The sequence below is a fragment of the Pseudomonas sp. Pseusp15 genome (genome assembly GCF_059492165.1).
The window spans coordinates 5,930,553-5,951,985 of the sequence record NZ_CP168523.1; the positions used below are offsets into that span (position 1 = coordinate 5,930,553).

The following is a 21,433-nucleotide window of genomic DNA, read 5'->3' on the forward strand; positions in this document are numbered from 1 at the left end:
ATCTTTGTTTGCCGGGTCGGAGCTTTACCCTTGCCGCGTTCTTCCGCTGTACGTTTCAGCCATTTTTTGCCATCGCTGCTGTTGTTGCTCGCGGGGCTTGCGGCTGCCTACGTCAAGGATCTCAACGTCTTCTTCACTTCGCTGTTCAACGTGCTGCCCACTCTGGTGCTGTTGCTCGGCGGTGCGTATTGCGCGGTTTATCGACGTCAGCGTGAACTGTTTCTGATGGTCACGGTGTACATCGCCTACTTCCTGCTCGACACCCAGACCGACTATTACCGCGACAACGGCAAGGTTCGTGAAGACGCCGCGGTGGTGTTCCATCTGTGCTGTCTGTTGTTGCCATTGCTGTTTGGCTTGTTCGCTGCCTGGCAAGAGCGTACTCACCTGTTCCAGGACATGGTGGCGCGTTTCGCTGTGTTGCTGGCGTTCGGCAGTGTGGCGCTGGGGCTGGAGCAAAGTTACCCACAGGCGCTGCTGATGTGGCTGTCGGAGATCCGCTGGCCGGCGTTACATGGTGCGTGGATGAGCCTGATCCAATTGTCTTATCCCGTGTTCATCGCCTCGTTCCTGTTATTGGCCTGGCAATACTGGCGCAACCCAAGACCTTTGCACGCTGCGCAATTGGTGGGGCTGTTGGGATTGTTCTGGATGTTGCCGAAAACCTTCATCCTGCCCTTCACCCTCAACATCATGTGCAGCCAGGTGATGTTGATGATTGCCGCCGCGGTTGCCCATGAGGCCTATCAGATGGCTTTCCGCGACGAGCTCACCGGCCTGCCGGGGCGCCGCGCCCTGAACGAGCGCATGCAACGGCTGGGGCGCAATTACGTGCTGGCGATGAGCGACGTCGATCACTTCAAGAAATTCAACGACACCCACGGCCACGATGTCGGCGACCAAGTGTTGCGTCTGGTCGCCAGCAAGCTGTCGAAAATCAGTGGTGGCGGTAGGGCATATCGCTACGGCGGTGAGGAATTTGCCTTGGTGTTCGCAGGCAAGACCCTCGAAGAGTGCATGCCGCATCTGGAGGTCATCCGCGAATCCATTGCCACTTACAACATCCAGCTGCGCAATCAGGACAGCCGTCCCCAGGATGACCAGCAGGGGCGCCAGCGTCGCGCGGGTTCGGGTGCCTCGAGTGTTTCGGTCACCGTCAGCATCGGCGTCGCCGAACGCCTGGAACAACGCACCCCCGAAGAAGTGCTCAAATCCGCCGACCAGGCGCTCTACAGCGCCAAGGGCGCGGGGCGAAACTGTGTGATGGCCTTCGGTCAGAACCGCCGTGGCGCAGTGCGCATGGACGCCGCTGCGGGTTGAGTGATGATGGCGCATTCAGCGTCTGGACTGTGATTGTGAGGTGTGATGCACGGCAGTAGGTTTGAGCCATCTGCTGCCGGAGAAATGAACATGCCCGAGTACAAAGCTCCCCTGCGCGACATGCGCTTTCTGATCGATCACGTGTTTGATTTTCACAGCAACTACGCCGCGCTGGGGGCCTCCGATGCCAGCCCGGACATGGTCAATGCGATTCTCGAAGAAGGCGCGAAATTCTGTGAGAACGTTCTCGCACCGCTGAACCGCAGCGGCGACGAAGAAGGCTGCCATTTCGACAACGGTGTGGTCACAACGCCTACAGGCTTCAAGCAAGCATTCGCACAATACGTGGAAGGCGGCTGGCATGGTCTGGCGGCGGACCCGGCTTACGGCGGCCAGGGCTTGCCAAGTTCCTTGGGGCTGGTCATCAGCGAAATGGTCGGCTCCAGTAACACGTCCTGGGGCATGTACCCCGGCCTGACCCACGGTGCGATGTCGGCCATCCATGCCCATGGCACTGAAGAACAGAAACAGACCTACCTGAGCAAGCTCACCGCAGGCCAATGGACCGGCACCATGTGCCTGACCGAAGCCCATTGCGGCACCGATCTGGGCATCATCAAGACCCGCGCCGTGCCTCAGGCCGATGGCAGTTACGCGATCTCTGGCAGCAAGATATTCATCTCCGCCGGTGAGCACGACATGAGTGACAACATCATTCATCTGGTGCTGGCCAAACTGCCGGACGCGCCAGCGGGGACCAAAGGTATTTCGCTGTTTATCGTGCCCAAATTCCTACCCAATGCCGAGGGCGAGGCAGGCGAGCGCAACGGCGTTTCCTGCGGCTCGATCGAACACAAAATGGGCATCAAGGCCTCGGCCACCTGCGTGCTGAATTTCGACGATGCCAAGGGCTTCTTGATCGGTGAGCCGAATAAGGGCCTGAACTGCATGTTCACCATGATGAACCACGCGCGGCTCGGCACCGGCATGCAAGGTTTGTGTCTGGGGGAGGCGAGCTTCCAGGGTGCGATCAAATATGCCAACGACCGTCTGCAAATGCGCTCGCTGACCGGCCCGAAAGCCCCGGAAAAACCTGCCGACCCGATCATCGTGCATCCCGATGTGCGCAGGATGTTGTTGACCATGAAGGCCTTCAACGAAGGCAACCGGGCGCTGACTTACTTCACCGCACAGTTGCTGGACGCTGCGCACCTGAGCCCGAATGAAACGGCGCGTCAGGACGCTGAGGATTTGCTGGCGTTTCTCACACCGATCTGCAAAGCCTTCATGACCGACACCGGGCTGGAGGTGACCAACCTCGGCATGCAGGTGTTTGGCGGCCACGGTTTCATTCGTGAGTGGGGCATGGAGCAATTGGTTCGCGACTGCCGGATCGCGCCGATCTACGAAGGCACCAACGGCATACAGGCGCTGGATCTGCTTGGGCGCAAAGTCCTTGGCAGTCAGGGAAAACTGCTGCGTGGTTTCACTAAAATCGTCCACAAGTTCTGTGCGGCAAACGCTGAGCACCCGCAACTCGGCGGTTATGTGGCGCAACTCAACGATCTGAATCAGCAGTGGGGTGAATTGACCACTAGGATTGGCATGGCTGCGATGAAAAATCCGGATGAGGTCGGCGCCGCTTCGGTGGATTACCTGATGTACTGCGGCTACATCATCCACGGCTACCTGTGGCTACGCATGGCGCTGGTGGCTCAGTCGCAGTTGGAGGCGGGCAGCGGTGATGCCGATTACTGCCGAGGCAAACTGGCGACCAGCGAGTTTTACTTCAAGCGTTTACTGCCGCGGACGGCTGCTCATCGGGCGGCCATCGAGGCGGGTAGCGATTGCCTGATGAAGTTGCCGGCGGAGTCGTTTGCACTTTAATCATTCAAATCGGCCATAAAGAAGCCCGCCTTGCTGCGGGCTTCTTTATGAAGAACAGGTCAGTGACTAAAAATAACAAATCGGTCATGGGCTGACCCTATGTGTCGTAAAAGTTGTTGAGGTACACTCGGACACAGCGAAATCACTATTCCTACGAACCACCTGTTTAGATCTTGCGAGGTTTGCCATGGCTGACTACAAAGCGCCCCTGCGCGATATGCGCTTCGTCCTCAATGAAGTTTTCGAGGTCGCCAAACTCTGGGCCGAACTGCCTGCGCTCGCCGAGACCGTCGATGCTGAAACCGTCGAAGCCATTCTGGAAGAAGCCGGCAAGGTCACCAGCAAAAGCATCGCGCCCCTGAGCCGTGCGGCTGACGAAGAAGGTTGCCACTGGGCCGACGGTGCCGTCACCACCCCGGCCGGTTTCCCACAGGCGTATCAGACCTACGCTGAAGGCGGTTGGGTCGGTGTCGGTGGCGATCCAACCTACGGCGGCATGGGCATGCCCAAGGCGGTTTCGGCGCAGGTCGAAGAAATGGTCAACTCCGCCAGCCTGTCGTTCGGTCTGTACCCGATGCTGACCGCCGGCGCCTGCCTGTCGATCAACGCCCACGCCAGCGAAGAGCTGAAAGCCGCGTACCTGCCGAACATGTACGCCGGTGTCTGGGCCGGTTCCATGTGCCTGACCGAGCCACACGCCGGTACTGATCTGGGGATTATCCGCACCAAGGCCGAACCTCAGGCTGACGGTTCCTACAAGGTCAGCGGCACCAAGATCTTCATCACCGGCGGCGAGCACGACCTGACCGAAAACATCATCCACCTGGTATTGGCCAAACTGCCAGACGCGCCAGCAGGGCCGAAAGGTATTTCGCTGTTCCTGGTGCCGAAGTTCATGGTCAATGCCGATGGCAGCCTCGGTGCGCGCAACCCGGCGACCTGTGGTTCGATCGAACACAAGATGGGTATCCAGGCATCCGCAACCTGCGTGATGAACTTCGACGAAGCCGTGGGTTACCTGGTCGGCGAGCCGAACAAAGGCCTGGCGGCGATGTTCACCATGATGAACTACGAGCGTCTGGGTGTTGGCATCCAGGGCCTGGCCTCGGGTGAACGTTCCTACCAGAACGCCATTGAATACGCTCGCGACCGCCTGCAGAGCCGTTCGCCGACCGGCGCGCAGAACAAGGACAAAGTGGCTGACCCGATCATCGTCCACCCTGACGTGCGTCGCATGCTGCTGACCATGAAAGCCTCGAACGAAGGCGGCCGTGCATTTTCCACTTACGTGGCGATGCAACTGGACACCGCCAAGTTCAGCGAAGACGCCACCACCCGCAAGCGCGCAGAAGACCTGGTCGCACTGTTGACGCCTGTTGCCAAGGCATTCCTGACCGATTTGGGGCTTGAAACCACAGTTCATGGCCAGCAGATTTTTGGCGGCCACGGCTACATCCGTGAGTGGGGCCAGGAGCAACTGGTTCGTGACGTGCGTATCACGCAGATCTACGAAGGCACCAATGGTATTCAGGCGCTGGACCTTGTCGGGCGCAAGATCGTCGGCAGCGGCGGGGCGTTCTACAAACTGTTCGCTGACGAGATTCGTCATTTCACCGCGACGGCCAGTGCTGATTTGGCGGAGTTCACCAAACCGCTGAACGATGCAGTGGGCACCCTCGACGATCTGACCGCATGGCTGCTGGACCGGGCGAAAAACAACCCGAACGAAATCGGCGCTGCTTCGGTCGAGTATCTACAAGCATTCGGTTACACCGCCTATGCCTACATGTGGGCACTGATGGCCAAGGCAGCCTTCGGCAAAGAAGCGCAGGACGATTTCTACGCGAGCAAGCTCGGTACGGCGCGGTTCTATTTCGCTCGTCTGCTGCCACGTATTCACTCGTTGAGCGCGTCGGTAAAGGCAGGAAGCGAATCGTTGTTCCTGTTGGACGCAGGACAGTTCTGACTTCTGTAACGTCATGTAAGCATTCTCTTACATGACGTGCTGCTGTTTTCCCATATGCGCAGATTGGATCCAGAGCTAATCTACTTCACATGGACGTCGCGCAGGAAGCGCAAAGCAACAACACGGACACGTAGGATTCTGCCAGGATGGCGGAGTGAAATGGATGTCAGGGAAACAGTCTGCAAAGCCCCGCTTCGGCGGGGTTTTCTTTTGCCTGAAGAAAAGTTCAGCTCAACCCGTCCAGGGCCGTCGGGCTACGCATGTGTTCATCCATCACCTCTTCCAGCAATGTCCGCAACAACGCCAGCGAAGCCTGTTGCCGCTGCACATCCCGACACACCAACCCCACTTTCAGCGGCACCCGCGGCTCACTCAGTGGTTTCCACAGCAACTCTTGGTCGCCATGGGTCTTTTGCGAGCGTCCGGGCAGCACAGTCGCCAGCCGCGTGTGCGGCAGGCTGTCGAGAATCCCCGCCATGTTGTTCAGCTCGGCCTGCACCTGCGGCCGGCGCCCAAGACTGGCCAGTTGTGCCTGCCAGATCTGCCGCACCTGGAACTCTTCACCCAACAGCAACATGGGCAACTCGGCCGCCTGGCTCATGGAGACCTTCTTGAATTCGCGCAACGGATGGTCCGCCGGGATGACAAGGGTCAGCTCATCTTCGTACAACGGCACGCCGTGCAAACCCGGCTGACGGGGCGGCAGGTAACTGATCCCGATGTCCAGCGAACCATTGAGTAGTCGCCGCTCGATTTCCAGGCCGGTCAGTTCATAGATCTGCACCACCAGATGCGGCTGTGCCTTGCGCACGCGTTCGAGCATTTGCGGCACCAGGCTGGAGTGGACGGTCTGCAGTACGCCAATGGCCAAGGTTCGCAGCGCCTTGCCCTTGAAATTGCCCAAGGCTTCGCGCGCGCGTTGCAAGCCATCGAGCAAGGGCAGGGCATGGTTGTACAACGTGTGGGCCGCCAGGGTTGGCAGCAGACGCTTGCTGCTGCGTTCGAACAGGCTTACATCGAGGTTCTGTTCGAGTTGGCGGATCTGCTGGGACAACGCAGGCTGGGAGATAGAAAGCCGCTCGGCGGCCCGACCGACGTGGCCCTCTTCGTAGACCGCGACGAAATAACGCAGTTGTTTGAAATCCATAAGTAATACTTATCGAAAATGCTGAGAAATCGAAATGGCTCAGTGCCTTGCCTACGCCTAGTCTAACCGCATTCACAAGGCTTACAGGGCCATAAAGCACGATGAATACCGTTTACAGCGATGGTGTTTACATAGGCAAGGCAAAAAACCTCGGACGAGGTTTTATCCGATGAATCTGTTCAACCTGCGACGCAAGCCACCGAGCCTTGATGACCTGGCGATGGACACTTCCCTGCCGGCCAGAAGCGACAACTTTTCCAGCGAGTGCCTGATGCCCAGTGTCGAACGACCGAAACAGATTTTCGTGCGTGGCCAAGGCTCCTGGTTGTGGGACAGCGATAACCGCGCTTACCTGGATTTCTCACAGGGTGGCGGCGCCAATAGCCTCGGACATAGCCCTTCAGCACTGATCAAAGCGATTTCGGAGCAGGCTCAGTCGCTGATCAATCCGGGTTTCGGACTGCACAACCGCGGCATGCTCAACCTCGCCGACCGGCTCTGCGCCAGTACCGGCAGTGACCAGGCGTACCTGCTCAACAGTGGCAGCGAAGCCTGTGAAGCGGCGATCAAACTGGCGCGCAAATGGGGCCAGCAACATCGTGGCGGCGCTTCGCGGATCATTGTGGCCAGCAAAGGTTGTCATGGCCGTAGCCTGGGGACGATTTCTGCGTCGGACAGTTCGAATCTGATCAACCGATTCGAGCCACAGTTGCCGGGCTTCAGCCATGTCCCGTTCAATGATCTGCCCGCCTTGCATGCGGCCGTGGATGCCCAGACGGTCGCGATCATGCTCGAACCGATCCAGAGTGAGGCTGGGGTGATTCCCGCTACCGAGCACTACCTCAAGGGCGTCGAGCGCCTGTGTCGTGAGCTTGGCATTCTGCTGATATTTGACGAAGTGCAAACCGGCGTCGGTCGCTGCGGCACATTGCTTGCCGAACAGTCCTACGGCGTGCGGGCAGATATCGTGGTGCTCGGCAAAGGGCTCGGTGGTGGCGTGCCATTGGCGGCATTGTTGGCGCGAGGCAAGGCCTGTTGTTTCGAAAACGGCGAAATGAGCGGCACTCATCATGGCAATGCGTTGATGAGTGCCGCCGGGCTTGTCGTGCTCGACACCGTGCAGGACAAGGGCTTTCTCGATCATATGCGGGAAACCGCTCAGCATCTGGGCGAAGGGCTGAGTCGTCTGGCCCATCGCTATGGTCACGGCGAATTGCGCGGGCAAGGGCTGCTCTGGGGGCTCGAACTGTCCGACGATTCGGCTGACGCCGTAGTCAAGGCTGCGTTGTACGAAGGTCTGCTGCTCAACGCCCCGCAACCCGATTGCCTGCGCTTTACCCCGGCCCTTACGGTCAGCAAGGCCAATATCGACGAAATGCTCCTGCGCCTGGCCCGCGCCTTCTCCCGCGTACGCACCGCGCAACTGCAGTGTCGCAAAGGTATTGCGGTCTGATCAGACCCGCCCTACACGAATTTCCGAACCGTCTCGCGGTATAACGCAGCGCCCCACGTTTGACTCTTTTCGCGTGGGGCGTTTTTTTGTCTCTGCGTTTTGCCGAAGGCATTTCAATGCTTGAGCGATAGCAGGATCAATGGTTGCCCGCGAATGGGGCGCTACGCTTTCAATCCGCCAACTCCATCACCCGCCGATAAAACAACCATTCCTGCTCCAGCGCATGGGCCTGGTTGCCGGCCTTGCGAAAGCCATGGCGTTCGTCGGCGTAGTAATGCGCTTCGACCAGAATGCCGTTGTCCTGTAATGCCTTGACCATGTCGCGGGTCTGTTGCGGCACCACCACGGCGTCCAGTTCACCCTGAAAGAAGATCATTGGAACGCTGATGTTGTTCGCATGCAGCAGCGGCGTGCGCGCGGCGTAGCGTTCAGCGTCCTCTACCGGGTCGCCGATCAACCAGTCCAGATAATCGCTTTCGAACTTGTGGGTGACGCGGCCCAGCGCAACGGGATCGCTGACGCCATACAGGCTGGCGCCCGCACGAAAGATCTTGTGAAAGGCCAATGCGCACAATGCGGTGTACCCGCCGGCGCTGCCACCACGGATAAACGCTTTATCGCCGTCGATCAGTCCGCGCTCGGCCAGGTAGCCGACCACTGCGCAGGCATCTTCCACGTCCGCGTCGCCCCAGCTCAAATGCAGCGCGTGGCGATAAGCACGGCCGTAGCCGCTGCTGCCTCGGTAGTTGAGATCGGCCACGGCGAAGCCGCGTTGTGCCCAATACTGGATTCGCGGGTCGAACATCGGGTAGCAGGCCGAAGTCGGGCCGCCGTGAATGAACACCACCAAGGGCGGTTTCGTATCGTCGTTCATTGCCGGGTAGAAGAACCCGTGGGCCTCGCCCGAACCGCTCGGATAACGCAGGGTTTGCGGGCGGCTGATCTGATCGGCCGGCAGGGGGACAACGCCACCGGCGAGAGTCTTCACCTGCCGGGTCTTGCGGTCAATGGCAATCACCGACGCCGAACTGACTGGTGAAGCAGCGATGCAGTAGATGAACTGTTCATCCTGTGCGAGATGGCGGAAGCGGCTGTAGTCGCCCGTGAAATCCTCACGGGAGCCATCGCCATGACAAAGCCCCAGTCGCCCAAAACCCTCTTCGGTCCAACTCGCCAGATAAGTGTCTTCGCTCAACGGTAACCAGGTGCAACCACCCAATTGCCAGGGCGCCGGTCCATGGTCGGCAGCAGCGCTCGGGAGTGGGCTCAGTCCTTCTGTCGACTCCACCCACGGCTGCCAGAAACCGCCGCGATCGGTCAGACAATACAGACGGCCGCTGTCATCGAATCCCGGTTGTTGCAGTGACTCCTGAGCACCGTCACCGGCCACACAATGCGGCTGCGCAAAGGTGTGATCGCGCTGGCGCTCGGCAACCATCAGGCGTGTTGCGGTCCAGGGCTGATCCGGGCGATTCCACTCGATCCAGGCCAGACGCCGACCATCAGGACTCAAGGTCGGTGCCGCGTAGAAATCAGCGCCTTCGGCCAGCAGATGGCGTCGGCCATCGGCCAGATCGATCGCCACCAGGCGATGCCGATCGCGGTTTTCTTCCACTGCCAGCACTTGCCCGTTGGCGAAGTGCAGATCGCCGTACCGGCATTCACTTGAAGTCAGCACCTCAGGCGTCCCATCGCTCAGCGATTGCCGATACAGCTGCTGATCGGCCTCGTTGACGAACACCAGCCCGTCATCGGTCAGACAAAACGCGCCACCGCCATATTCGTACACCCGGCTGCGCACACTGAACGTGGGTGGCGTCAGGCAATGGGCCTGACCGTCGCGCCACTGCCAGACTCGGCAGGCAGCATCTTCGGGGCGGTACTCGTTCCAGAACAGGCCATGTGGCCCGACCTGCAACTCGGCGAAGTCGATGCCGGCCGCGACGGCCCTGGCGGCGCTCAAGGGTTCAGCTTTTGGCGATGAGGCGTGAGTTTCGTTCATTGCGAAAGGCCAGTTGTTCGATGGTCTGGGTCGCGTGCTCGGCTTCTTCGCGGGCCTTGAGGATCACGCCGTGATGTTTCGACTTGCTGCACACCGGGTCGGCATTGCTCGCGTCACCCGTGAGCATGAACGCCTGGCAACGGCAGCCGCCGAAGTCCTTTTCTTTCTCGTCGCAGGAGCGGCACGGCTCGGGCATCCAGTCGTAACCGCGAAAGCGGTTGAAGCCGAACGAGTCGTACCAGATGTGCTGCATGCTGTGGTCGCGCACGTTGGGAAACTGCACCGGCAGCTGTCGGGCGCCATGACAGGGCAGGGCGGTTCCGTCTGGTGTGACCGTCAGAAAAATACTGCCCCAGCCATTCATGCAGGCTTTCGGACGTTCTTCGTAATAGTCCGGCGTCACGAAAATCAGCTTGCACGGATGCCCTTCGGCTTCCAGTTTGGCGCGGTATTCGTTGGTGATGCGTTCGGCGCGAACCAGTTGCTCTTTGGTCGGCAACAGGCCGACCCGATTGAGCTGCGCCCAGCCGTAGAACTGGCACGTCGCGAGTTCGACGAAGTCTGCCTCAAGGGCAATGCACAGCTCGATGATCCGGTCGATCTTGTCGATGTTGTGCCGATGGGTGACGAAGTTCAGCACCATCGGATAGCCGTGTGCTTTCACCGCACGGGCCATTTCGAGTTTTTGCGCGAAGGCCTTTTTCGAGCCGGCCAGCAGATTGTTCACCTGCTCGTCGCTGGCTTGAAAACTGATCTGGATGTGGTCCAGGCCGGCCTTTTTGAAGTCGCTGATTTTCTGCTCGGTGAGGCCGATGCCGGAGGTGATCAGGTTGGTGTAGAACCCCAGTTTGCGCGCCTCAGCGATCAACTCGGCGAGGTCCTGGCGTACCAAGGGCTCACCGCCGGAAAAGCCCAACTGCGCCGCGCCCATTTCCCGGGCTTCGCGAAAGACTTTGATCCACTGCTCGGTGGTCAACTCCCGGCCTTGCTCGGCGAAATCCAGCGGATTGGAGCAGTACGGGCATTGCAACGGGCAGCGATAGGTCAGCTCGGCCAGCAGCCAAAGGGGCAGGCCGATTTCGGGCTTGGGCGGTAACTTGCCTGACACGGAATCAGGCAAGTTCGATCCAGTGCTGAGCACGGGCGACCTCCATGAATTGCTCGATGTCTTCACCGAGCTCGGGCACGTCGGGGAACTGCGCGCCCAGTTTGGCAATGATCGCCGCGACATCTCGCTGGCCATCGATCAAGCCGCCGATCAGCGCGGCGCTCTCATTGAGTTTGATCATGCCTTCGGGGTAGAGCAATACATGGCCCTTTTGCGCCGGTTCGTACTGGAAACGGTAGCCGGGACGCCAGGTCGGGGTTTTGCTGCGATCAAAACTCATAAGGTGATTCCTTTATGCCAGACCCGCTGTTCGGTCACGCTGTGGTACGGCGGGCGGTTCAGTTCGTAGGCCATGCTCATGGCATCGAGCATGCTCCAAAGAATGTCCAGTTTGAACTGGAGAATTTCCAGCATGCGCTCCTGGCCTTCCCGCGTAGTGTAATGCTGCAACGTGATTGCCAGACCGTGCTCCACATCCCGGCGAGCCTGGCCCAGGCGCGTACGGAAATATTCGTAGCCGGCCGGGTCGATCCACGGGTAATGCTGCGGCCAACTGTCGAGGCGCGATTGGTGGATTTGCGGCGCGAACAGCTCGGTCAATGAGCTGCTAGCGGCTTCCTGCCAACGGGCCCGGCGGGCGAAGTTGACGTAGGCATCCACGGCGAAACGCACGCCGGGCAGCACCAGCTCCTGGGAGCGCAACTGATCCGGGTCGAGGCCGACCGCTTGCCCAAGACGCAACCAGGCTTCGATACCGCCGTCTTCGCCGGGGGCGCCGTCATGGTCCAGCAGGCGCTGAATCCACTCGCGACGAATCTCGCGGTTCGGGCAGTTGGCCAGGATCGCGGCGTCCTTGAGCGGGATGTTCACCTGATAGTAAAAGCGATTGGCGACCCAGCCCTGGATCTGCTCGCGAGTCGCCCGACCTTCATACATCGCCACGTGATATGGGTGATAGATGTGGTAATAGGCGCCCTTGGCGCGCAGGGCCGCTTCGAATTCGGCGGGGGACATTGGGGTATCAGTCATTGCGGTTCTCCGGGAACAACCGGTGGATTCTTTGGTGTCTGGTCTGACGCCTTCGCGGGCAGGCCTGCTCCCACAGAGATAGCGCTATCCCTGTGGGAGCGTGGCTGGCCCGCGAAGAGGCCATCCGCTACAGCACAATACTCATGCCGTCATAAGCCACTTCAACTTCACGACGGGCCAGCTCCGCACGCTCTGGCGAATCCTCATCGAGAATCGGGTTGGTGTTGTTGATGTGGATAAGCACTTTGCGCTGCTTGGGCAGTTGTTCCAGCACTTCGAGCATGCCGCCGGGGCCGTTCTGCGCCAGATGGCCCATTTCCCGACCCGTGCGCGTGCCGACACCACGGCGCTGCATTTCGTCGTCGTCCCACATCGTACCGTCCACCAACAGGCAATCGCTGCTGGCCATGATCTTCAGCAGTGGTGCATCGACCTTGCCCAGGCCCGGTGCGTAGAACAGTTTACCGCCGGTGCCCAGGTCTTCGACGATCAGGCCGATGTTGTCGCCCGGATGCGGGTCGAAGCGGTGCGGCGAGTAGGGTGGGGCGGCGCTGCGCAGGGGCAGTGGGGTGAAACGCAGATTCGGGCAGGCCGGGACGGTGAAGCTCTGATCGAGTTCGATACGGTTCCAGTTCAACCCGCCATTCCAGTAGGTCAGCATGGTGAACAACGGGAACCCGGTGCTCAGGTCTTCATGGACCATGTCGGTGCACCAGACCTGATGCGGGCAGCCTTCGCGCAAGCTGAGCAGGCCGGTGGTGTGGTCGATCTGGCTGTCCATCAGGATGATTGCGCTGATGCCGGTATCACGCAGCGCGCGGCCCGGCTGCATCGGCGCGAAACTCTGGAGCTGGGCGCGGATGTCCGGCGAAGCATTGCACAGCACCCAGTTCACGCCATCATCGGAAATCGCGATGGACGACTGGGTACGCGCCTCGGCCCGCAGGCTGCCGTCGCGAAAACCTGCGCAGTTCGCGCAGTTGCAGTTCCACTGGGGGAAACCGCCGCCGGCGGCGGAACCTAGAATCTGGACAAACATGGCCGCTCCATCATCGAAAACTGAAAATAAAAACGCCCCGGCAAGCCGAGGCGTAGCACTGCATTCTCTACCAAACGGCAGAGCTTAGCGGCTTGCGAAGTACATGGTGACTTCGAAGCCGATACGCAGGTCGGTGTAAGCAGGTTTGGACCAGGACATAGAAGCGCTCCTTCAGGTGGATGGGACAGTTGAGACCTACACATATAGTCCACCTCCAGCCGGAGATGTTCAGATAGTTAGGTGGCTATGTTACTCAAAATTACAGAGTGATTGGCTGCGAATCTTTGAGAAAGCTAATTGCAGCGCAGGTAATGATCATTTTGCCACTTGCCAGCGCGTAGTCGGGCAAGCTCCGCTGGCCAGACAGCGCCAGCCACCTTCGGCCCTATTCAGTCGCTGTGCCGCGGCCAGCAAGGCTTTGCGGTCGATCTTCAGAATCGCTTGAGGTAAAAGGCCCAGATAATCCGACGAGTGGCCGGCCAGTTTGCCTTGCCAGAGCAGTTCGGCGGCCTGGGTGTTGGGCAGGGCGGTGCTGTCGAATTGATCGGCCAGGGCTTGGCGTTGGGCGATGAAGGTCAGCTCATCGATGCTTTCGATCATCCTTTCGAGCTCGCCGAGGAATTGTTCGATGTGCTGCAACAAGTCCAGAGGCGCGACGCTCGGCGATTGCACGCCGAACAACAGCCCGGTCTGACCGTTGATCTGGCGCAGGCCACTGAACACCGCGTAACCGAGTTGCAGCTCCACCCGCAAGCGTTGATAGAACGGTGTCTGGCACACGTGTGCGAGCAAGCGCCAGGCAGCTTCGTCGGCGATGTCGTGGGTTGCTGTCGGACAAAAGAGTAACAGCGCGTGTTCGCTGGAGCCGGTATCGATGGCGCTCCAGAGATGCTGTGAGCCGATCGATAGAGGTGACGTCGATTGATGGTCCGGCGTTCCCGGCACACGACTCAAGACCAGCCCCATCGCCGCTTGCGTCTGGGCCGACAGTCCGGTCGCCAGGCCATCCCAACGCGCGCTCGACCAGAGTTGCTGCAAGTCATCCGAGGCTGCGGTGTGCTCAGTGCATAGATCGGGCAGCACCTTGAGCAACTGTCGAATCGGCATCAAAGGGATGGCCATCGGAGCTTCCTGTGAGAAACGGGCATCAGGTTGTGTCAGCGCTTTCAGCACATGCTCGAGGACTGTTGGCATCGGCTCCTGCAGGCCCGTCAGTTTCAGCAGCCATTCATTGCCCGATGCACTGAAGGAAACGTCGACACCCGCCTGACGTGCATCTTCGCGCAACGGCCCCAGGCTGTTTTCCAGATTCGTCTGAAGACGGCTGTGAGGTGCGGATTCCAGGCGCCAGCGCAGATACACCGCACCTTCATCCGTGTTATCCGGCAATGCCTGACTGAACTGCATCGGCGATCGCTCGCGGCGACTGCGTGAGCGATCCTGGGCAAAGGTCCGCAGGCCGCGATGAGCGCTGGTCTGGCCGCGAATCAACCCGGCATTCGCGGCTGGAGCCTCGGTACGCAAAAACGGATTGGGCGTTGGCAGTTGCCACTGGCCGGTGAAGTTATCCACAGCGCCGATTTGTTTCAGGATTGCCTTGAGTGCGACAACGCCCTGTTCGGATAACCCCGGTTCAAGTTGCTCGCTGTCCCGTTGGGCCAGTTGCAAGGCGCTGCTGACTTGCTGTTGGCGCTGCTGCAGGGTTGCGTACTCTTCGCGCAATAGAGCCCAATCCTGACGAGAGGCAAAAAAGCCCAGCCAATCCAGAAGCTGTTCGCGGATTGCGCTGCCCGGTTGCGTGGCGTTCGCCCGCAGCATGAATTCGATGTGCAGCAAGGCTTGCCCGGCGTAGCGGTAGAGCGGCGCGGCTTTCAGGTTGTCCGCCAGCCCAGAGTTTTGCAGCTGCGCCAACAGGCCGCCGGGTTTTGCGGCATTCAACCAATGACACAGGAACGCCAGTGCTTCGGGCGATGAGTCGGGCAGCGCTTCGAGGGTGATCAGCAGATCCAGTCGACGTTCTCCAGCCTGTTGATAACTATTGGCCGAAGAATCCATCAACAGGGTGGGCTTTGTCTGAGGGACTTTCTCCCCGGTGGTAATGGCCGCGGCAAACTTCTGCGCCATCCCTTTCAATTCGTCGAGACTCTGCGGGCCGGCCAGGCTCAGCGTCATCTGGCCGGTCTGATAAAACCGCTGATAGAAGCCCTGTAAGGCTTGCTGAAACTCGGGCTGCGGAATCGGCAGGCTGTAACGGTTGCCAGCATGAAACGCCCGCAACGGGTGAGCCGCCGAGAGCCCGTCGAACAGCGCGAATTGCTGTTGGGCTGTGGCATCCCGCGACCAGGCGACAAATTCAGCGTGCAGCACTTCCCGTTCCCGCCGCTGATCGTCCGGATTCATACGCGGATGGGCGAGCATGTCTGACAGACGCTCCAGCCCAGCGCTGAACGCCTGGGGTGGCAGTTCAAAAAAGAAGTCCGTCGTCCGTTCGCTGGTTCGCGCGTTTACCTGCCCGCCATGACCTTGTACGTAGGCCATCAGCCCTTGCTCTGCAGGAAAGCGCTCCGTACCCAGGAACAGTAAATGCTCAAGAAAGTGCGCCAGCCCCGGCCAGGCCGGTGGCACGTCGTGACTGCCGGCAGCGACCCGCAACGCCGCGGCGCAGCGCTTCAAACCGGGAGCATGACGCAGCGTCACCCGCAGACCGTTGGCCAGGGTTTCAGTGTGAAGGTGGGGGTGATTCAGCGCAGGCATGAGCACTTCCAGAACAGAGAAGCGCTAATGCTAGCGGATTAGGGGGCGTTCTCAATGAGTTTCCACACTGCGCCGGGGAAACATATTGAGAACGCCCCCTAAGTGGATCAGCGCTTGTTCAGCGCGTCGTAAAGCTCGGGACGGCGATCGAGGAAGTAGCGATTGGTGGCGCGGGAATCGATCATCAGCTGGCGATCCAGCTCACCGACAATCAGTGCTTCATCAAGGCCGGCCTGGGCGATACGGCTGCCATCCGGCGCGGCGATGCTGCTCTGGCCGCAATACTGGATCTCGCCCTCGCTCCCACAGTAGTTGGCGTAAGCCACATAACACTGGTTTTCGAAGGCCCGGGCGCGGACGGTGACGTCGGCGATGAAATCGTAGGGAATCATGTTCGCCGTCGGCACCAGGATCAGCTCGGCACCGGCCAACGCCAGACGCCGGGCGTTCTCCGGGAACTCCAAGTCGTAGCAGATCAAAAAGCCAAGCTTCCAGCCATTGAGTTCAACCAACGGAAACTCATCCGACCCGGGGCTGAACATCGAGTGATCGAGGTCACCGAACAGATGAGTCTTGCGGTAGTTGCACAGCCGCTCGCCATGGGCGTCGATCAACTGCACGGCGTTGTAGATCTGCCCGTCCTCGGTACGCTCGGGGTAGCCATACAGAATGGCGATCCCGGCTGCCTTGGCGATGCGCGCGATTTGCTGCGCCGATTCACCGTTGTGCACCTCCGCCAGCACGCTGACGGCGTCTATGCCGATGTTGTAGCCGGTCAGGAACATCTCCGGCACCACCAGCAAATCCGCGCCCTTGGCCTCCAGCGCCAGTTGATGTAGGCGTTGCAGGTTGCCTGCGACATCCAGGGGCAGCGGTGGACATTGGTAAAGGGCTACGCGCATTTCGGATTCCTCTTACTCGGGCAGGGCGATCGGACCGATCTCGTTGAACACATCTCCTGGACCCGGGTTTTCGGCGTGAGTTTCACCGCCGAAGTGTTTCATGATGCCCCATACCGCGTTGAGCGACGTCTGCACCGCGCCTTCAACCCACGCCGGCGTCCATGAAACGTCATCGCCGGCGATGAAAATCCCGCGTTGCTCGGGCGGCATGTCGTCCTGCATGAAGTGCGCATACATGCGCTGGTTGTAGCGGTAGTGACCGGGCAGGGCGCCCTTGAAGGCCCCGAGGAAATGCGGGTCGGCTTCCCACGACACGGTGATCGGATCGCCGATGATCCGCGCGGCGATGTCGACTTTCGGGTAGATCTTCTTCAACGCATCCAGCGCCAGCTTCACGCGCTTTTCCACTGGCTGTGGAAGCATTTTCAGGGCGTCGCTCATCCATGAGTACGACAGGCAAATCACCCCAGGCTTGTCGTCGCCGTTATCGAACAAGTACGTGCCACGGGTCAGGCGATCAGTGAGGGTCATGCTCATCAGGTCGCGGCCGGTTTCCGGGTCTTTGTCCTTCCAGAACGGGCGGTCGACCATCACGAAAGTTTTCGACGACTGCATGTAGCGGGTACGGTCCAGGGCCATCCACATCTTTTGCGAGAACAGGCTCTCGTCGCATTCGATCTGGGTGGTCAGCAGCCAGCTCTGGCAAGTGGTCAGCACCGCTGCGTATTCGCGGGTGTCGCCCCAGTTGTCGGTGACCGCAAAACGGCCGCCTGCCGCGTGGGCAATTTTCTTCACGCCGGTACGCGGTGCGCCGTTGTGCAGCGAGCTGAGGCTGGTGCCTTCAGGCCAGTGCACGCAACGCTCCGGCACATGGCGCCAGATGCCTTGCGGCACTTGTTCCACGCCGCCGACCACCAGGTGCTGGTGATCGTCGCAGTTGGTCATCACTACGCGGAAGATTTCCAGCATCGAGTTGGGGAAGTCCGAGTCCCAGCCACCGGTGCCGAAACCGACCTGGCCGAACACTTCGCGGTGATGGAACGATAGCTTGGCGAAGGCTTTGGAGGTGGCGACGAAATCGTAGAACGTGCGGTCGTCCCACAACGGCACGAGGGTGTTCCACAATTCCTTGAGGCGCGGCACGTCGCGATCGCGGATCGCCTGCTGGATCTCGCCGAAGCGCGAACCGTCTTCCAGGGCATCGGCCCAGGCGTCAGCGACTTCCTGGAACAGTGCAGGAAGATCCGCCAGTTTCTGTGCGTAATGGGTTTTGCCTTCCAGATCGATCACTGTGCTGCCAGACGCGGGGGTCAGCGGGTTCGGGAAGGGCTTGGTCTCGAGGCCGAGCTTGTCGACGTAGTGGTAAAACGCAGTGGACGACACCGGGAAGCGCATGCCGCCGAGCTCGGCGATGATGCCTTCGGCACCGTTGAACGCCTGGGAGCGCAGACGACCGCCCATTTTCGAGGCTTCGTAGACGACAGGTTTGAGGCCCAGTTTCATCAGTTCATAGGCGGCCACCAGACCGGCAATGCCAGCCCCGACGATCGCCACTTCGGCGCCGTGATTGTGCGCTGGAATGCTCCCCAGGCCGGCTGGGTGCTCGATCCAGTCGTCGAAGGCGAAAGGAAAATCCGGGCCGAAAATAGTGACTGGTTTTTTACCGTCTGCAGGATGGCGATTGTTCTTGTTCATGGCTGACCTTGCTGGCGACCCGACGCAGGATGCGCGTCTGAGTATAGGAAAAGATGGCAGCCATTCTAGAGAGCGTAGAACACGTTAATAAGACGCAATGTGTCGTCGTTTTGCTAATTGTTTTATCAATATGACGATGTATCACTACATATTGTAGGTGTGAGCAGTGCTGCGATCCGACTTGCCCGCGAAGAGTCCCGACCAGACACCGAATGCCTCAAACCGGCTGCCCCCGATCAATCTTGCTGCTCAGGATGATCGAAGTCGTCGTCTTCTCCACCCCATCCACACTGCCGATCTGATCCAGCAACTGATCCAGCTGCTCCGGCGAATCGGTGCGCAACCACGCCACATAATCAAACTCGCCACTCACCGCACACAGCTGCTGCACCTGAGCCATGGCGCTAAGTCGTCGCAGCACTTCCTTGCCAGACCTCGGTTGCACCGTAATCCCGACGTAAGCCTGCAATCCGCCATCCACCACACGCTGACCCAGTCGCACACCGTAACCGGTGATCACCTTGGCCTTTTCCAACCGGGCCAGGCGCGAAGTAACGGTGGTCCGGGCGATGCCCAGTTGCCGGGCAAGCATGGCCACACTTTCACGGGCATTGATCTGCAAGGCGGCGATCAATTGGCGGTCGATTTCGTCGAGAACGGGTGGGCGAGTGTCAGGCAAAGGGGTATCTCCAATGGTACAGAGCAATGGGCAGGCATATTACAGGCAGTCCATGCCCTCAACGGGTTAATTGGATGGACACAAATTGTCACTCGTAGTCGAATGCGCAACCAGGGGCTGTGAAGCGAGGGGATCGAAATGAAGGGTATGCCTGCGGCTCTGCGCGACTATGCACTGCAGATTGCCAATCACGAAATGGGGCATTACGTCGTAGCCCGAGCCCTGGGTTTTGAAACGGGTGATGTGACCCTGAAAGTGACCATGGGCCTGACGCATCATGGTGGGGCCTCCATTACCTTGACGCGGTCCATTTCGTCGCTCGAAGCCATGAAGGAACATTTGGAAGCCCGGATAATGGTCCTCTTCGCTGGCGCCATGGCGCAGACCTTGCCTGCAAAGCACTCGCCCGAGAAACGCGTCCATAAGTCGAAAGCGGCAGCCATCCTGAACGGAGAGTTTGGAGCGGAACAGGATCACGCAAAAATAAGAGAATTGCGGTACTTGCTTCGAAATATCGCCTATCCCGATACGGATCCAGCGTTGTCTGATCGCATCATTGCTGAGCTGACAGACATTAATGATCGCTTGTGGTTGCGCACCCAAGAAATCGTCGAGGTGTTGGCCGATACGATTACTGGATTGGCGGGGCTTTTGGTGGAGCGCATGGTCATTGTGGAGCAGTGGGGGCGGCCGGCGGATACGTATGAGGTTGTGTTGACCGCTGAAGTGCTTGAGCGGCTGGGCCCCGTGCAGGCCATTCCAGCGTTAAGTGTTTGGGCTTAAGCATCCGAACTCCCGATCACGATCTGGAAGCCCCGAAAAATCGGGGCGTGTTTCAAATAATGTGCAGGCGCTATTCCTCGGACTCTGTCGCCGTCCGGGCAGGTCGCGGTGTCAGCACTTTCACCACATCATCAATCACCGCTTTGCTCATCGCCGTCAGGTAGTGTGCGGCCCAGGCGTGGCGGTCGGTGTCTTTTGCGTAGGCTGCGTCCTCGGCAAATGACTTGGCGAGGGATAGCAGATCGGAGGTTTGAGTCAATGCGTCGAGGATGGGGACGCCAGCCTGACGTGGAACAGTGGCTGATCCGAGCAATAAGTGAACGGCGTGAGGCCGATGGTTTTCAGTTCGGAAGCTGCGGGCGAATCTGTTTTGCTCATTGTGTTGCTCCTTAACTCGAGGAGCTGCCGCATTCGTTACCACACGAATGGGTGGCAGCTGTACGCAGGGTGGTAAACCGGGAGCCAAGGAACCGGCAGACCCGAAGGTCTCCCACGCACAGCCGCCATAACACTGGATTGCAGGCGTAAAAAACGCCTGAAGTCGTGATGGGGGCGCTGTTGCGCTTAGCCTCGCCGGGTTACCACACCCGATCGCTGCATTGGCAGCGACGTCTGGAGAGTATCCCGTCGAAGAAAAGCCCAACAAGGCGGCAAAGTGCCCAAATGCGCCCATTACGCAATTCTCGGAGTTTGCCTGCAACGTTAGCGGACGTCATCCGATAACCCACCATCCGCGCAAAATATAACCTAGACGGCAGACAGGAAAAATGACGCACGACCCGCCTCGGAGCAGCGCACATGGTGCGACCCGAGCTCCGACAGGATGACTGATGCTACAGAATGACCGCGATAATCTGGAACTCGATAAGCTCCAAGTCGAAATCCGGAAATTCATGGCCGAGACCCGCAAGTTTATGGCCGAAGAAAGCAAGCTTAGACAGGAAGCTTTTTGGTATCCGTTTGCGGTGGGCGCCGGTCTGGTCACCGCCTTCGTCGCCGCTGTCGGGCTGTGGTCCAAGCTCTAATACCGAGCCCGTCAGAGCGCAGCCAATCATCGGCGGCACTTGAGTTTTGCCACGGAGCAGCTCACCGTATCCAACTAGGGTAAGCGCATTAGGCAGAGCCCGTGATCCACACAGGAAGAAGCAGTATGTCCACACCCCCCACGACTCAAGCCAGCATTGAGCAGTTGCACCGAGACGTGGCCGCCTTGGCTGAAGACATGCGTAGCCCGGCCCCCACCGCGACCCGAGCGATACTACTGCCGTTCGGGCTCGGCGCCGCTCTGGCCCTGGTGACCTTTGCTGTCGTCGCCTTGGTGGCTCGGCTGGTCTGAACCCTAAAATCAAACCTCAATCTCAGAAAGCCAAAAGCCGCGCATTAGCGCGGCTTTCTTGTTTGGTGGGCCCACACGGACTTGAACCGTGGACCAAAGGATTATGAGTTGCCGGGCGAGCAGATAAGCCTAGAGAAAACGTTCGTAGGTGAACGTAGGTTGGCATAGCTGGAGGCCCCGTAATACGTGGTGTTAAGCGTAATTTTGAGAAGGTTGCTCAAGCTGAATACTGTACCGTGGTTGTACTGATTTTGCAGCCTTTGAGTTTCGCAATTCGCCCCGCAGTGAATTCTTCGCCCACGATCTTCTGTAGTGCCCCCGGGCTAATTCTCT

18 protein-coding genes and 1 pseudogene are annotated in these 21,433 nt (G+C 59.5%); 7 read left to right on the forward strand and 12 right to left on the reverse strand.

What is annotated here, in order from left to right:
• Window positions 1-30: 30 nt before the first annotated feature.
• The 3 genes from ACEN8R_RS26765 to ACEN8R_RS26775 all read left to right on the forward strand — a co-directional run bounded on the left by ACEN8R_RS26765 (window position 31) and on the right by ACEN8R_RS26775 (window position 5,173).
• Window positions 31-1,320, forward strand: a complete 1,290-nt coding sequence (locus ACEN8R_RS26765; RefSeq protein ID WP_018928822.1) for a GGDEF domain-containing protein — start codon at window positions 31-33, stop codon at window positions 1,318-1,320.
• Between the two features lie 90 nt (window positions 1,321-1,410).
• Entirely contained in the window at window positions 1,411-3,207 is a 1,797-nt protein-coding gene (locus ACEN8R_RS26770; RefSeq protein WP_495624474.1) for an acyl-CoA dehydrogenase C-terminal domain-containing protein, read from the forward strand.
• A gap of 187 nt (window positions 3,208-3,394) precedes the next feature.
• The gene (locus tag ACEN8R_RS26775) at window positions 3,395-5,173 is read left to right on the forward strand and encodes an acyl-CoA dehydrogenase C-terminal domain-containing protein (RefSeq protein ID WP_018928824.1); all 1,779 of its coding nucleotides are present in this window, start codon (window positions 3,395-3,397) and stop codon (window positions 5,171-5,173) included.
• 226 nt (window positions 5,174-5,399) lie between these two features.
• On the opposite strand, the gene ACEN8R_RS26780 is transcribed toward ACEN8R_RS26775, so the two are convergent.
• Window positions 5,400-6,320, reverse strand: coding sequence for a LysR family transcriptional regulator (locus ACEN8R_RS26780; protein ID WP_018928825.1), 921 nt, complete (start codon window positions 6,318-6,320; stop codon window positions 5,400-5,402).
• Between the two features lie 169 nt (window positions 6,321-6,489).
• Here ACEN8R_RS26780 and ACEN8R_RS26785 point away from each other — a divergent pair, with 169 nt between their 5' ends.
• A complete protein-coding gene (locus tag ACEN8R_RS26785) occupies window positions 6,490-7,773 on the forward strand; it encodes an aspartate aminotransferase family protein (RefSeq protein WP_495624475.1) in 1,284 nt (427 codons plus the stop codon).
• A gap of 169 nt (window positions 7,774-7,942) precedes the next feature.
• On the opposite strand, the gene ACEN8R_RS26790 is transcribed toward ACEN8R_RS26785, so the two are convergent.
• From ACEN8R_RS26790 to ACEN8R_RS26835, 10 genes are all read right to left on the reverse strand, one after another.
• On the reverse strand, window positions 7,943-9,775 hold the full coding sequence (locus tag ACEN8R_RS26790; RefSeq protein WP_495624476.1) for a S9 family peptidase: 1,833 nt from the start codon (window positions 9,773-9,775) through the stop codon (window positions 7,943-7,945).
• Window positions 9,741-10,883: a pyrroloquinoline quinone biosynthesis protein PqqE gene (pqqE, locus tag ACEN8R_RS26795; RefSeq protein WP_168206208.1), complete on the reverse strand. Its 1,143-nt coding sequence runs from the start codon at window positions 10,881-10,883 to the stop codon at window positions 9,741-9,743. Before pqqE ends, ACEN8R_RS26790 begins: the two co-directional genes overlap by 35 nt.
• A 4-nt stretch (window positions 10,884-10,887) precedes the next feature.
• Window positions 10,888-11,163, reverse strand: coding sequence for a pyrroloquinoline quinone biosynthesis peptide chaperone PqqD (gene pqqD / locus ACEN8R_RS26800; protein WP_495624477.1), 276 nt, complete (start codon window positions 11,161-11,163; stop codon window positions 10,888-10,890).
• A complete protein-coding gene (gene pqqC, locus ACEN8R_RS26805) occupies window positions 11,160-11,912 on the reverse strand; it encodes a pyrroloquinoline-quinone synthase PqqC (RefSeq protein WP_495624478.1) in 753 nt (250 codons plus the stop codon). Before pqqC ends, pqqD begins: the two co-directional genes overlap by 4 nt.
• Window positions 11,913-12,039: 127 nt before the next feature.
• The gene (pqqB, locus tag ACEN8R_RS26810; RefSeq protein WP_495624479.1) at window positions 12,040-12,951 is read right to left on the reverse strand and encodes a pyrroloquinoline quinone biosynthesis protein PqqB; all 912 of its coding nucleotides are present in this window, start codon (window positions 12,949-12,951) and stop codon (window positions 12,040-12,042) included.
• An 84-nt stretch (window positions 12,952-13,035) separates the two neighbouring features.
• The gene (gene pqqA, locus ACEN8R_RS26815; protein ID WP_009045898.1) at window positions 13,036-13,110 is read right to left on the reverse strand and encodes a pyrroloquinoline quinone precursor peptide PqqA; all 75 of its coding nucleotides are present in this window, start codon (window positions 13,108-13,110) and stop codon (window positions 13,036-13,038) included.
• A 156-nt stretch (window positions 13,111-13,266) separates the two neighbouring features.
• The gene (pqqF, locus tag ACEN8R_RS26820; protein WP_495624480.1) at window positions 13,267-15,705 is read right to left on the reverse strand and encodes a pyrroloquinoline quinone biosynthesis protein PqqF; all 2,439 of its coding nucleotides are present in this window, start codon (window positions 15,703-15,705) and stop codon (window positions 13,267-13,269) included.
• A gap of 107 nt (window positions 15,706-15,812) precedes the next feature.
• Window positions 15,813-16,607: a carbon-nitrogen hydrolase family protein gene (locus ACEN8R_RS26825; RefSeq protein WP_018928832.1), complete on the reverse strand. Its 795-nt coding sequence runs from the start codon at window positions 16,605-16,607 to the stop codon at window positions 15,813-15,815.
• Between the two features lie 12 nt (window positions 16,608-16,619).
• Window positions 16,620-18,302: a flavin monoamine oxidase family protein gene (locus ACEN8R_RS26830; protein ID WP_018928833.1), complete on the reverse strand. Its 1,683-nt coding sequence runs from the start codon at window positions 18,300-18,302 to the stop codon at window positions 16,620-16,622.
• A 217-nt stretch (window positions 18,303-18,519) separates the two neighbouring features.
• Window positions 18,520-18,981: an Lrp/AsnC family transcriptional regulator gene (locus tag ACEN8R_RS26835; RefSeq protein ID WP_007980298.1), complete on the reverse strand. Its 462-nt coding sequence runs from the start codon at window positions 18,979-18,981 to the stop codon at window positions 18,520-18,522.
• Window positions 18,982-19,119: 138 nt separating this feature from the next.
• On the opposite strand from ACEN8R_RS26835, the gene ACEN8R_RS26840 reads away from it, so the two are divergent.
• Complete coding sequence (locus ACEN8R_RS26840; protein ID WP_018928834.1) at window positions 19,120-19,764, forward strand: peptidase M41; 645 nt, start codon at window positions 19,120-19,122, stop codon at window positions 19,762-19,764.
• A gap of 70 nt (window positions 19,765-19,834) precedes the next feature.
• On the opposite strand, the pseudogene ACEN8R_RS26845 reads toward ACEN8R_RS26840, so the two are convergent.
• Window positions 19,835-20,142: pseudogene (locus ACEN8R_RS26845) on the reverse strand (DUF3077 domain-containing protein).
• Window positions 20,143-20,594: 452 nt separating this feature from the next.
• On the opposite strand from ACEN8R_RS26845, the gene ACEN8R_RS26850 reads away from it, so the two are divergent.
• Together ACEN8R_RS26850 and ACEN8R_RS26855 are read left to right on the forward strand one after the other, a co-directional pair.
• Complete coding sequence (locus ACEN8R_RS26850) at window positions 20,595-20,789, forward strand: hypothetical protein (protein ID WP_018928835.1); 195 nt, start codon at window positions 20,595-20,597, stop codon at window positions 20,787-20,789.
• A 125-nt stretch (window positions 20,790-20,914) separates the two neighbouring features.
• Complete coding sequence (locus ACEN8R_RS26855; protein ID WP_007936539.1) at window positions 20,915-21,100, forward strand: hypothetical protein; 186 nt, start codon at window positions 20,915-20,917, stop codon at window positions 21,098-21,100.
• Window positions 21,101-21,433 lie beyond the last annotated feature (333 nt).

Coding starts and splice junctions, on each gene's coding strand:
- pqqB (WP_495624479.1), bottom strand. CDS start 12,951: ATGTTTGTCCAGATTCTAGGTTCCGCCGCCGGCGGCGGTTTCCCCCAG.
- ACEN8R_RS26790 (WP_495624476.1), bottom strand. CDS start 9,775: ATGAACGAAACTCACGCCTCATCGCCAAAAGCTGAACCCTTGAGCGCC.
- ACEN8R_RS26830 (WP_018928833.1), bottom strand. CDS start 18,302: ATGAACAAGAACAATCGCCATCCTGCAGACGGTAAAAAACCAGTCACT.
- ACEN8R_RS26850 (WP_018928835.1), top strand. CDS start 20,595: ATGCTACAGAATGACCGCGATAATCTGGAACTCGATAAGCTCCAAGTC.
- ACEN8R_RS26785 (WP_495624475.1), top strand. CDS start 6,490: ATGAATCTGTTCAACCTGCGACGCAAGCCACCGAGCCTTGATGACCTG.
- pqqC (WP_495624478.1), bottom strand. CDS start 11,912: ATGACTGATACCCCAATGTCCCCCGCCGAATTCGAAGCGGCCCTGCGC.
- pqqF (WP_495624480.1), bottom strand. CDS start 15,705: ATGCCTGCGCTGAATCACCCCCACCTTCACACTGAAACCCTGGCCAAC.
- ACEN8R_RS26840 (WP_018928834.1), top strand. CDS start 19,120: ATGAAGGGTATGCCTGCGGCTCTGCGCGACTATGCACTGCAGATTGCC.
- ACEN8R_RS26780 (WP_018928825.1), bottom strand. CDS start 6,320: ATGGATTTCAAACAACTGCGTTATTTCGTCGCGGTCTACGAAGAGGGC.
- ACEN8R_RS26855 (WP_007936539.1), top strand. CDS start 20,915: ATGTCCACACCCCCCACGACTCAAGCCAGCATTGAGCAGTTGCACCGA.
- pqqD (WP_495624477.1), bottom strand. CDS start 11,163: ATGAGTTTTGATCGCAGCAAAACCCCGACCTGGCGTCCCGGCTACCGT.
- ACEN8R_RS26775 (WP_018928824.1), top strand. CDS start 3,395: ATGGCTGACTACAAAGCGCCCCTGCGCGATATGCGCTTCGTCCTCAAT.
- ACEN8R_RS26825 (WP_018928832.1), bottom strand. CDS start 16,607: ATGCGCGTAGCCCTTTACCAATGTCCACCGCTGCCCCTGGATGTCGCA.
- ACEN8R_RS26770 (WP_495624474.1), top strand. CDS start 1,411: ATGCCCGAGTACAAAGCTCCCCTGCGCGACATGCGCTTTCTGATCGAT.